Here is a 12,252-nt window from a genome sequence, read left to right as displayed (position 1 = left end):
CTATCTAATTCTTCAACCTGGTGTTATTCAATTGCGCCTGCAACGTCATAATCGTTTAAATCTAATTCAATTGGTTGTCCTAGCGCTAATTTAGCGAGTTCTGATCCTAAATATGGACCAGCAGTTAAACCTGAAGCTCCTAATCCGTTCGCAACAAGAATACCGTCGAAGTTAGGAAGTGGTCCGATAACAGGTAAGAATCCTGGAGTAAACGGTCTAAATCCAACTCTCGTCTCAAGCATAGTAGCATCTTCTAAGCCAGGTGCAACTGTTAATGCTTTATGGAATACTTCATTTAAACCACCAGCCGTTACACGGTGATCGAAACCAGTATCATTCTCATGTGTTGCACCAATTACGACATGACCATTGTCAAATGTTAAAATGTATTGATCATTTGGTGGCATAACAACTGGCATATTTTCTGTTGCTGTATTTTCCATTTGCAAGTGAACAATTTGTCCTTTTTGGAACGTAACTAAGAAATTAATTCCTAAAGGGTTTAAGATTTCGTTCGCCCATGCACCTGCAGTTACAATAACCTTTTCTGCTAAAATAGTTTCATCGTTTACTATAACTCCCGTAATATGATTACCTTCACGGACTAATACTGCATCTCCTTTTATAAAAGTTGCACCATGTTTTTTCGCAGCGCTTATTAATGCATTACGTAATAATCTTCCATTTACTCTTGCAGCACCACTAATATGAACAGAACTAAATTCTTCTGATAATGCTGGGAATAATTTTTTTGTTTCTTCAGCTGATAAGCGAGTGATTTCACCAATCTCTGGGGCATCTTCACGACGTTTATACGCTCGTTCTTCCATTTGATCAAGTTTTTTCTCATCAGTATGTAAACTAATTGCACCTACACGGTTATAACCTGTGTCCGTTTCACCGTCATCTTCTAATTGCTGAATTAACGAAGAATAGTAACGTGCACCGCCTTTAACGATTTTATACCATGCTTTATTACGACGTTGCGAAAGCCATGGACAGACAATACCTGCTGCAGCATCAGTTGCTTGACCTACTTGTTGACGATCCACGATAGTAACATTCGCGCCAGCCTTAGCAAGATGGTAAGCAGTAGACGCTCCTAAAATACCCGCTCCAACTACAATATACGATTTCATTTCAAACACCTTTTCTCTTTTGCTAATTATTTAAATATAAGAACATACTTTAGTATACTGAAAGGAATCCTTTTTTCAATGTGCCAAGTGCAATTAATTGTTGCATCATTGTGAATTGCCTAGTCTTACTTTTTCTTTTTACGAAATAATTCAATTGTTTTATATCCTTGCGAAAGAATTTCAATCATTTTCTCAAGACGTTTTTCACGTGTTTTTTCTTGTTTTACAGAAAACAAATTACGTGCCCAATCTTTTTTGTATCCAGGTGTTAAACTTTGATAAAACTTAAGTTCATTTGGGTGATTAGCTAATAAAGCTTCAACATCTTGAATTCGATCTGCATAATCAGCTACACATTGGCTCATTGCAGGCGTTTTTGTCGCTTTTTTCTTCTCACGCTTTAAACCTACAACAGTAAAAACATCATCCATACTTACCATTCGCGCAAATTTAATATCGCTTTCTCCCACATATCCATCTTCTCCAACGTTTAATGCTGGAAACATCTCATCACGGTGAATAAACGTACTGTAGCGAGAATTACCTTTTTTCGGATATGCGAAGAATACGTATCCTTTTTCAATTAATAATTCTTCATTACTAATAATATAATTCGTTTGTTTCACCATTTCATCCAGTGTTTCTACAAAAATAAAAATGGCATCGTGTTCTTTTGAAAATACAGTTTCTTTTCCTGTAAAAACTTCGTAATCACTTGGTTCATTAATAACAACCATATTCGTATACTTATTAAGTTTCAATTTATCGATAATTGACATGAAAATCTTCCTTTACATTCAAAATTCGTTGTTTATACTTTTTCATACTGTTCTAGTGTATTATATCTATTAAGAAAATCAAACTTTAATAATTGTTTTAAATTAAAATAACCGATTCTTCATAAGAACCGGCTAGCTATTTGTTTTATCATAACTCAATAGCAAATAAAGTATATAAAAGCTCTTTATATTGATCTTCTGTAATTTCACGTTTCGTTTTTTCACCATGAATCATTTCAGTTAAACTAGTATTTGTTAAAGAGACATGGCCAGAGTCCGTCAATTTGACTGCAATCGGTCCTTTATTAAAAATAGATTTCTCATCTTCTATCACTCTTTTTTGAACATCATTTACTACTGCCTCATCAATGATACGATTATAAAAAGCATGACACACTTTCCACTCACCATTCGTATCTTTTCTTTCTAGAACGTAATTCCCTTTACTCGTATCTTTTCGTATCACTCGATACGTACCATTTTTAGAAGAAACAGGCTCACTAGTAAAAGGTACCGGGACTAGAGGTACTAATGAAGCAATACCTACATCAATTACGTATCGTACTTTATCATAATTTAGAATAATCGTTATATGTCCATCCTCAAGTGCCCATGCGTTTCTATCATTTTTATATACGGTACCTAATGCGAGTTGTACATCATAACCACAATTTTTTAAAAAGTAGTAAAAGAGAGTATTTAACTCATAACAAAGCCCACCGCGGGAACGAGTTAAAATTTTATTGTGTAAATTTTCCATAGTAATTGCATTCGTATTACGTGCTATTACATCTAAATTCTCAAATGGTATAGTGTGTGCAAATGCAAAGAGAATTGTATTTAATTCCTCAAATTTCACTTCAGTACGCTTTGCGAGATTCAATCTTGTAAACAGTTTATGTTGTAGACTTGTCATAGTCAGCACCCCTTAAAATGTATAAGTTAAAATAGTATATGCTGATTGTAATTTTGATGGGGTACTGAAACAATGTACATTTCGTTTAACTGTACCGGTACAAAAAGTCTAACTCACAAGATTACTTAAGATAAGAAGCTACGAATACAAATTTAACAGTTCGTCTATAGGTAAATTATTATGATCGCTTAAATCAACAAAATATTGAATTTGCCACAGTTGGCTCTTTTTAGCTTGATTGCTGACAGGGTTATCCCATATAGGGTAAATCCTCATAGCCATCTTGCCTTTTTGGTTTTCTGTTCTCAAGATTTTTTCCTTAAGAAGAATCTCTTTAGGGAAAATAAATTGTCCTAGTTTATTATCATCTATACAAGTGATAACTAATAAATCAGGAGAAGCATCATAAGAAAACGCTTGATTTTGCATATTGTCATCTTTCTCCCAAAAAGAAACAAATTGACCAATTTTATTAGGAGTAATTTTGGATTTTCTAAAACGAATGGTTTTGTTATTTAAGTGAAATATACATCCTGCATATTCTGCGTTTTGCTTTTCTTCTTTTACATTCGAAATCATTAAATTATTTGGTTTGTAAACTATATTGTTTAAATTTCGAATCGTATCATTAAAATTGTTCAAAAAAACTCCCCCTTTATTCATTTCTTAGTTTAACACAAACATCAGTTCTTCTATATTGTATAGAATTTTTATAATCATGAGTGACGTGAAAAGGGATATAACAGGATATAATTATTACTTTAATTTAAGTAAAATGCGTTCAACTATTCGTGGGATGAAGAGTGTATTTTTGTAAATAATAAGTTTGTAAAGTATTAAATTGAGGAGGGTTTGTATGCAACATCCTAAAAAAGCTATAAGGTCTGCTTCTAATATGAAATCAGATTTTGCTACAACTGATGCGCAAAAAGTAAAACAAGAAATTCAAAATGATGTAAGAGCAGGACAAGGAGCGATGACTTCCCGAGAGGCGGGGGCAATGAGAGATTAAGAATACATTCCTTACTTATATTGTTAATTTATTTATTTCTGAAACATTTACCGGTAATGAGCGTTTCTATAAAGTCACTTCCCTTAAGTAGAGATTTAAGTGTTTCTTTGTTTTTACTTACAATGCGGTAAATGAAATCTTTCTTAATTATTTGTTTAGAATATAAAAATTCATTACTCCGCAATATTTTTACTTATTATAAAAATATTGCGGAGTAATATAACCTAATAAACTATCAAAAGTGTCAATCTCAGAATACGGTTTTATTTCAGTCTTATTTGTGATTCTATGAGGATTAAACCATATCCCTTTTATATTTACATTTTGAGGACCAGCAATATCCTTTTCTAAGTCATCTCCAACAAATAATACATCTTCTGGTTGCACATTAAGCTTATTTAATGCTAGTTCAAATATACGTTTATCCGGTTTACTAAATCCTACTTCTTCAGAAATAATGATCGTATCAAAGTAATTGTTTAAATTCGTGTTAATTATTTTAGCCCTTTGCCTCTGACTTGAGCCATTTGTTATAATTCCAACTTTAAAGTGCTTCTTTATATGATTTAAGAAATGAATAGTATTTTTGTCTATTGAAAAACATTTAGGGAATTTTTCATTCCAAAAATCTTCAATGTAATTGCGTGGTAATCTATACTTCGGCGGAAATTCATCAAACAATGATTCTAAAACTATCGTTTTATCACTCATGCCGTATTCCCTTTTATCATATTCTTTAAATTTCTGTAGCATATTGTTTTTGACTGTACCACTAACATCCTCATAACACTTTTCTAAAACAAATAAAAACAATGCATCTACTGCCTTATCCCTATTAAGTAACGTATCGTCTAAATCAAACAGCATAGCTTTATAACCCATCATATAATTTCACAACCTTTCTCACATGATTTAAATAATCCTTAGTTCGCACCTTAGGCCTTTACTAAATTAGCAAAAAAACTACAAAGTTTGTGGCGTACGCTCTAGAATTTCGCTTGCTTCTTTTATATTTAAATTCATCTCCCTTTCTCCCTTCTAGTAAAGTATCGAAAGTGTATTTTCAAACAGTTAAAAAACTACATGTAGTTTACATTATTATACATTAGTTTTTCGTAAATATTAATCGTTCAACTTTTTATATGATAAGTTTTTTCAAGCACACAAATATTCCTACATAAAAAAGGAATATCGGTAATAATCCTTTTTACGGAGAATACACAATCTTGAAAATGGAGTTAATAAGTTAAACGTCCTATGAAGTTTCCTACTGTATCTCCACATAAACTACAGATAGTACGGCTATAATGACTACCAGAGGTGATATTATGAAAAACTATCATATCCTCGTGGTTGAGGACGATCAGGAAATTCAGGAATTAATTAAACAATTTTTAATGACACAACAGTATACAGTGGTAGTTGCTTCAGATGGACTAGAGGGTATGACACAATTTAATAAGCAATCCTTTGATTTAGTTCTTCTAGATGTAATGATGCCCAATCTTAATGGATTTGAAGTTGCTAAAATGATTCGAAGTCAGTCAAACATACCAATTATTATGCTAACTGCGTTAGAAGAAGAGGAAGATCAAATGAAAGGGTTCGATCTTGGGATTGATGATTATATAACAAAACCCTTTTCGTTTCATGTTTTGATTAGACGAGTCGAAGCTGTACTTAGAAGAAGTTATGATAACAATGTAAATAATCATTTGATATTTAAAGAAGTACGCATTGATGTTGATGCATATCGAGTATATGTAGATGATGTTGAAATTTTCTTAACGACAAAAGAGTTCGAAATTCTACAACTACTATTTCAAAATGAGAGAAAAGTACTGACAAGAGAAAATATCGTAGAGAAAGTTTGGGGATACGATTATTTTGGAGAAACACGAATAATTGATACACATATTAAAAATCTACGTAAAAAACTAGCTATCCCCTACATTAAAACAATAAAGGGTATTGGTTATAAAGTTGATGAATAAAATTTTAAAAATCATGAAGATGAAGCGAATTACTTATAAACTCTTTATGACTACATCTCTCATTTTGTTATCCTTTGCAGTGTTGATTTATTTAACTTTATACTTCTTTCTTCCTACGTTTTATGAGCAATACAAAACAGATCAACTTCAAACAGGGATAAAAGAAATAATTGATAAGTCCAAAGATCTTACGTTTCAAGATGCGATACCACTTTTTGATGAATACGCAAAAAAAAATAACGCGATGCTTTCGCTTCAAAATAAAGAAGGAGTAATTATTTACTCGCCTTCATTTTCTTTTATTCAAAGTGGTACACAAACAACAGTAGTTACTAAAGCCACACGATTTGAGAATGCAGGTACCATTAGTAATTCATATAATGTTACGGAACCAATTCAATTCCAAGATGGTAGCTTAACACTTGTAGTGTTCGCAACATTTCAACCAATTGATGAAGCTTCGCAGGTATTAGTGCGTTTTCTCCCCTATATTAGTATCATTGTGCTCATAATTGGTATAGGGAGTGCTTATTTCTATTCCAGGTTTATTACAAAACCACTTATTTATATTAATGAGGGTGCACAAAAGATGGCAAATTTGGATTTCTCCGAAAAAATTGAGGTTCGCTCTGCAGATGAGTTGGGAGAATTATCTAATAGTTTGAATGACATGTCTATTAACTTACAACAAGCTATGTTTGATTTAAAAAAAGCAAATAAACAATTAAAAAATGATATTGAAAAAGAAAGAGAAATAGAAACAAAACGAAGAGAGTTTTTTGCGATTGTAGCACATGAATTAAAGTCCCCTCTTACTGTAATGAAAGGGTACTTAGAAGGGATGATATACAATATTGGCCCTTATCAAAATCGTGATCAATATTTAAAGAAAAATCATCAAATTATTGAAAGTATGCAACAATTAGTTCGTGAAATTTTAAGTATGTCAAAGTTAGAACAACACACTTTTAAACTAAAAATAGAAGAAGTTAATCTTTCAAAGTTATTAGGTACAATCACAAAAGATCTCGAATTTTTCGCTTCTCAAAAAAGCATCCAAATAATAAAAGAAATTGACTCTGACTTTTCTGTTTATACAGATCGTGTTCTATTTGAAAAAGCATGTAAAAATGTTATCCATAATGCAGTTATGTATTCACCACATGATGAAAAAGTCTATATCAAGTTAAATAATGATTCTAAACATGGTCAAATCAAAATGCAAATTATAAATACAGGTGTCAATATTAAAGATGAAGATATACAACAAATTTTCAAACCATTTTATCGAATTGAAAAATCAAGGAATCGAAATACTGGGGGAAGTGGTTTGGGACTATATATTGTTAAACAAATTCTTGAAACGCTAAATATAAAGTATACTATAAAAAATATGGAACATAGTGTGCAATTTTGCATGAACATTCCTTTATCTAAAAAACAAACAAACAAACTCCCCTCTTAGTAGGGCGAGTTTGTTTGTTTTTGTAGCAAGTATAATCTTATTAGGAATCAATTAGGGGGACTTTTCGTTTTTTAAGCTCTTTATTTCTACCATCCAACTTTAAAATGAAATCAGTAGTTGTTATTCCTTATTCTATCCGAGACGAGGTTGTTATATATGCGCTATCCAATTGAAATTCCCGTTACAAGAAAAACTCACTCTAAATCCATATTAAATTAAGTGGAGTTCAAAAAAATGGAGTTTGCAATGCTTAAAAACAAAGATAATAGATATATTAAAAAGCTTAATCATAAATGGAACAAATGTGTTACTAAGATTGTCTATTACGTATAAAAAAGGTGTTCTTGGTAGTCCTCTCATTTTGTACAAGAGGAGTGCTATCCAGTGCATTTGTTAATTGTATAGGTATGTAATAACCTATACAAAATCCATATATTCTTGAAAGAAATTGAAAATATATGATAGTTTCAAAGAAATTTTTTCACATTGCACATTATAAAAAGATACTACCTGTAGTATTACTTTCATGTGTAACGCTTATAGGCTGTTCTAATAGTAATATTCAATCCGAACCATCGAAACAAACCAAACAAGAAAATACAGAATGGTCTTTCACGTTCGAATCTCTTATTTAGAGTTAATATTTTATGTTTCCTTTCACTTTCAACCATTCTAATGCTCAATCATATTACGCTTATTTTTAGATTTTCCATTTGTAGCTATATTAATCGAGACATTTAAATCTAATTCTTTATTTTGAAGAAATACCCCTCCCTCTTTTTTGTGTTTTTTCCATAATTTATTATTCTGACGATATAAAGAATGTGATAACTGATACGTGTCAATCCCTCTTTCGATTCCTTTTCGGTACGTTGTTTTAATTTCTTTTTCAACTTGGGCCTCTGCAATTTCTTTAATATCATTTACAGGCATAGAGTGTATTAATTGAAAAATATCAGCATCGAAATGGATGTTCATAAGTATGCGTAACTTTCCATTTTTCACAAAATGTTTTGTATCTATCTTCGGGTTTTTCAATACTATATGTCCAATAATTTTCTGATTAAATTTTAAAAGTAATGGAGCTCGTTTCGTATTTCCATCCGTCCAGCGAATCCCAGCAATATCATGGCTGTTTAAATGATTTATATAGGATTTATCACTTATAAAACCATAACCACTAAATTTTAACATTGGAAATGATGTATGCCCTTTTTTCCAATATGCTTTAGTCGTAGCTAAGAAAGGAATACGAGTTGTCATCCCAGGTTCATAATAATTTCTTTGAAATTTATATAAAGGTAAAGGATCTATTATTGTATATTGCTTGGTTATCTCTTTTGGTAAATTAATGATTGTATATAATTGAGAAATATTTAAAATATTATTGTTCGCTAATATATTTTCTAAAGGTTCCTTAGTTCCAAATATCCACATAGTATCTCGAAATTGAAAAAAACGAGAGAAAAAATCATTAAATTGATTTATGTCACCATGTTTTAAAAATCGCTCTGTTACAACAATTGTTTTGAGATGCTCCCATGATATTTCTTGTTGAGCCCCCTTATAAAAATCAAATGCTGCCTCATCTAAAATAAAGCCTTTTCCCTTTCCAATATAGGCCTGGCTATAATTACGGGTAGTGCTCCCTTCTTGTTTAGCTATGTTAGAGAAATTAATAAATTGCGGACGGATGATATAATTATTATCTTTAAAATCGATACCTAGACTATTTATATATAGAACGTGATGTAACTCTCTTTGATCCCAACACCCTGTTAGAAACGTACACATCATAAAAAGAAATACAACTATTCTTTTATTTTTCTTCATCTGTACTCTCTCTTTTCCTTGTATTATCTTGCGTATGCAATTCTTCAGGTCTATTTTTCATATACGTGAAAGGAATTCTAAATGTGGCTGCTAGCATACTTTTAAATACAGGGGGTGAATATGGTGTAAAGAATGGGACTCCAAAAGATCGTAAATTCACTACATGTATCGCCATCACAAGAACACAGAAGATAAATCCTACTATACCTAATAAAGAAGACACTACAAATACTATATATCGCAATATACTTATTATTCCTGTTACCGACTGATTAGTTAAAGCAAATGTCGAAACAACCGAGATTGCTATTATAATGACCATAGATGCTGAAACAATTCCAGCACTAATAGCGGCTTGTCCAATAATCAATCCCCCTACCACAGATAATGTTTGACCAAATACCGCAGGAACACGCAATCCTGCTTGCCTCAAAACTTCAAATAAGGTCATCATTATTAGCCCTTCTAAAGGAGCAGGAAAAGGAATCCCTTCTCTTGATAAGCTTAATGTAGCTAACAACGTATAGGGAATCTGATCTGGATGATATGTAATTAATGCTATCCAAATTCCTGGAAGAAATATAGAAATTGCTATCCCCAAAAGACTTACAAGCCGTACAAAGCTACCGAATATATAGAAAAAATCTTGATCTTCAGATGTATTCACAAAAAAAGGAAACGTAACTGGAGCAATAGTGGCTGTCGGTGACCCTTCGACTAATAAAATAAAACGCCCATACAACAAACAATTCACAGCATAATCAGGACGTCCTGTATATTCAACTAAAGGAAATACACTAAATTGATTGTTTGTAATTAATTCTTCAATCTGTGCACTTGAAACAATCCCATCTATTTTAATTTGTCTTAATTTTAATCGAACTTGATTAATGATATCTTGGGATGCAATATCTTTTAAATACAAGAGGGCTACTTTAGTTTGTGTTCTTTCTCCAATAATAAATTCTTCATAACTAAGAGAACTTGTTTTTAGCCTTTTTCTAATTAATCCTATATTTGTGTTTAACTCTTCAACAAATCCATCACGTCCACCACGAATGGTCATCTCTGTATTTGTTTGCTCAACTGATCTTGTAGGTATTTGGGCAATATCAACTATATACCCTTGTTTATATTCTTCAAAAATAATGAGGAGGTTACCTTCAAATATAATCTTAGATATAGTTTCATTCGAATTTACTATATCTAATTTTTTTACTGATAACTGAGGAATTAATGTTGAAAGGTTAAATTCTTCTATAGAATTAATTAAAAGCTTTTTGCAAACTTGAGATGATGTGGCTTGTTTTAATTTTGTATTATCAATTAAGTTTTGACAATACATAAACAATACTGACCTCGTTTTTTCTTCCTCATCCAATTTATGCTTTATTATTTTTACATCGTTGCATCCTTCAAACCACTCTAGTATTACCTTCTCGTTTAATTCTACTCGTTTGTTCATCTACGTTGTCTCCTTCAAACTCAGCAACCTCATATAAATTATATACTCATACTCTTTCAAGAGCTTTTTTTAAATTTAACAACCCATACAAACACCATTAGTAATATAGAAAACAAAAATAGTCCTAATGTTGAAACTGGCAAAACAATTTGAGATACAAACCAATAGAAACTAGAGTCACTGATGGGTAGTATACTTATTACTAAAATACATGAAAGTATTGCAAACATAACCCGATTTCTTGTTTTCCGATTTGTAATTGATAACAAATCTGGAATGAGAAAAACAACAAGCGATAGACGAATAAAGATCCCTACAAGCCACTGATACACGGAGAGAAAGTCTAAATTTTCAATGTACCTTCCTATTGACACAAGTCTCCATTCTTCAAATGCTGGATATCGTTGGTTTGCTGCTGCGAAAGGACCAAATTCTATAATAGCTGCCATAACTGGGCCTATTGTGATACCAATAATAACAATACCTAAAGCAATCAATTGATATAATTTTACTTTTGAACAAATATGATGCTGTAAAAAAAGAATAAAAATTAATTCTAGAAATCCTGCTGCAGGATAAACCATTCCCCTAAATATTGGGTTCATTCCATTTTCCATCATTGGCTGAAGTAAAGAATAATCTTTATGTGGAACATTTGCAAACATTACAAAAAAACCAAGTAAAAATACAATTGGTAACAAAACACCTGTTGTAAGTGCAATAGATTGAATTCCTTTTGTAGCATTATAGAGACAAATCAACGAAAAAAGTATTCCTAATACAAAGTGAGGTGTTTCTGGTAAATAAAAAGAGAAAAAGGTTAAGGTTTCTTTTAGTGCAACGACACCAATCGTTATTAAATAAAGTGCAACTATGAATATGATTGGATATACACTGAATTTCCCGAAATTATTTTTTAGCCACAAAAACAAATGTTCATTTTTTATGTTTTTATATATGATGAATATTATTGAAATCCAAAGCAAGTATAGGATGCTTACTAATATGATAGAGATCCACGAATCTCTACCTGATGTATCTAATAACATAGGAATCATAATGACATGATTAATTATCCCAATACTACCAATGAGTATCATAGAAACTTGAAATAAAGTAATTGTTTGCTTATTCATACTTACCACCATATTTAGTAATGAAGAAATATTACATAGTATAACTGATACATTACTTCTTTATTCCAAATGGTTAGCACTTAGAGACATGGACAATTAAACTTTTTTTCACATTAGATGTAAGCTAGCTCCTTCTATTCTATACATAATTTTTTTAGGCAGGTATACTATAAACACAATAGTTCTAGAAAGGTGATGATGTTATGTATGAACAACAAAATAATAGAGATAGAGATCAAAAAATGATGTTTTCTATGCAAGGAGTTCCCACAAATAAAATTAACATGAATCAATTACCTAAATGGATTAGACTCTTCGGCTATTGTGCATTTGGCTGGATGATAGTATTTAGTTTAATTATGATAATAGGTTTAATTCTTCAATAACTATGCAGATAAACAGTTAAACGGGACAGTAATTCTTCAATAATATAGGTAACTGATCATAACAAAAAGAACCTGTAGAATATCCTACAAGTTCTTTTTCAAATTTAGTTAAAAAGGAAACAACAAA

General features: G+C 31.3%; 12 protein-coding genes and 1 pseudogene. 5 read left to right on the top strand and 8 right to left on the bottom strand.

Translation table 11 applies throughout. The annotated features are described in order from the left end of the window. Window positions 1–23: 23 nt before the first annotated feature. From MR083_RS03210 to MR083_RS03195, 4 genes are all read right to left on the bottom strand, one after another. Window positions 24–1,139, bottom strand: coding sequence for an NAD(P)/FAD-dependent oxidoreductase (locus MR083_RS03210; protein WP_000844363.1), 1,116 nt, complete (start codon window positions 1,137–1,139; stop codon window positions 24–26). 125 nt (window positions 1,140–1,264) lie between these two features. Next, a complete protein-coding gene (locus MR083_RS03205) occupies window positions 1,265–1,918 on the bottom strand; it encodes a YdeI/OmpD-associated family protein (protein ID WP_000022238.1) in 654 nt (217 codons plus the stop codon). 148 nt (window positions 1,919–2,066) lie between these two features. Further along, a complete protein-coding gene (locus tag MR083_RS03200; protein ID WP_242268505.1) occupies window positions 2,067–2,834 on the bottom strand; it encodes an arylamine N-acetyltransferase family protein in 768 nt (255 codons plus the stop codon). A gap of 138 nt (window positions 2,835–2,972) precedes the next feature. After that, the gene (locus MR083_RS03195) at window positions 2,973–3,497 is read right to left on the bottom strand and encodes a MepB family protein (protein WP_242268503.1); all 525 of its coding nucleotides are present in this window, start codon (window positions 3,495–3,497) and stop codon (window positions 2,973–2,975) included. A gap of 193 nt (window positions 3,498–3,690) precedes the next feature. On the opposite strand from MR083_RS03195, the gene MR083_RS03190 reads away from it, so the two are divergent. Further along, a complete protein-coding gene (locus MR083_RS03190; protein WP_242268501.1) occupies window positions 3,691–3,846 on the top strand; it encodes a hypothetical protein in 156 nt (51 codons plus the stop codon). Between the two features lie 189 nt (window positions 3,847–4,035). On the opposite strand, the gene MR083_RS03185 is transcribed toward MR083_RS03190, so the two are convergent. Beyond that, window positions 4,036–4,728: an HAD family hydrolase gene (locus tag MR083_RS03185; RefSeq protein WP_242268570.1), complete on the bottom strand. Its 693-nt coding sequence runs from the start codon at window positions 4,726–4,728 to the stop codon at window positions 4,036–4,038. Between the two features lie 446 nt (window positions 4,729–5,174). On the opposite strand from MR083_RS03185, the gene MR083_RS03180 reads away from it, so the two are divergent. The 3 genes and pseudogenes from MR083_RS03180 to MR083_RS03170 form a co-directional block, all read left to right on the top strand. Next, a complete protein-coding gene (locus MR083_RS03180) occupies window positions 5,175–5,840 on the top strand; it encodes a response regulator transcription factor (protein WP_000800744.1) in 666 nt (221 codons plus the stop codon). After that, on the top strand, window positions 5,833–7,305 hold the full coding sequence (locus tag MR083_RS03175) for a sensor histidine kinase (RefSeq protein WP_046647281.1): 1,473 nt from the start codon (window positions 5,833–5,835) through the stop codon (window positions 7,303–7,305). The genes MR083_RS03180 and MR083_RS03175 overlap by 8 nt, the downstream gene beginning before the upstream one ends. 458 nt (window positions 7,306–7,763) lie before the next feature. Continuing rightward, window positions 7,764–7,907, top strand: a pseudogene (locus MR083_RS03170) (class A beta-lactamase); the annotation flags it as partial. Between the two features lie 70 nt (window positions 7,908–7,977). Here the strand turns inward: MR083_RS03170 and gerXC are convergent. From gerXC to gerXB, 3 genes are read right to left on the bottom strand one after another with little or no spacing between them, the layout of a single operon-like run. After that, complete coding sequence (gerXC, locus tag MR083_RS03165; RefSeq protein WP_000739712.1) at window positions 7,978–9,138, bottom strand: spore germination protein GerXC; 1,161 nt, start codon at window positions 9,136–9,138, stop codon at window positions 7,978–7,980. Next, the gene (gene gerXA / locus MR083_RS03160; RefSeq protein ID WP_048532586.1) at window positions 9,125–10,603 is read right to left on the bottom strand and encodes a spore germination protein GerXA; all 1,479 of its coding nucleotides are present in this window, start codon (window positions 10,601–10,603) and stop codon (window positions 9,125–9,127) included. Before gerXA ends, gerXC begins: the two co-directional genes overlap by 14 nt. A gap of 56 nt (window positions 10,604–10,659) precedes the next feature. Beyond that, window positions 10,660–11,739 carry a spore germination protein GerXB gene (gene gerXB, locus MR083_RS03155; protein ID WP_001041866.1) on the bottom strand — a complete coding sequence of 360 codons (1,080 nt, stop codon included), beginning with the start codon at window positions 11,737–11,739 and terminating at the stop codon, window positions 10,660–10,662. A gap of 203 nt (window positions 11,740–11,942) precedes the next feature. Between gerXB and MR083_RS03150 the strand changes: the two genes are divergently transcribed. Then, window positions 11,943–12,125, top strand: a complete 183-nt coding sequence (locus MR083_RS03150) for a hypothetical protein (protein WP_242268499.1) — start codon at window positions 11,943–11,945, stop codon at window positions 12,123–12,125. The last annotated feature ends 127 nt before the right edge of the window (window positions 12,126–12,252 follow it).

The organism is Bacillus cereus group sp. BfR-BA-01408 (assembly GCF_022663305.1).
Lineage (GTDB): Bacteria > Bacillota > Bacilli > Bacillales > Bacillaceae_G > Bacillus_A > Bacillus_A pacificus.
The sequence above is the reverse complement of the archived record's forward strand: the minus strand, read 5'-3'. Positions and strand labels throughout refer to the sequence as shown.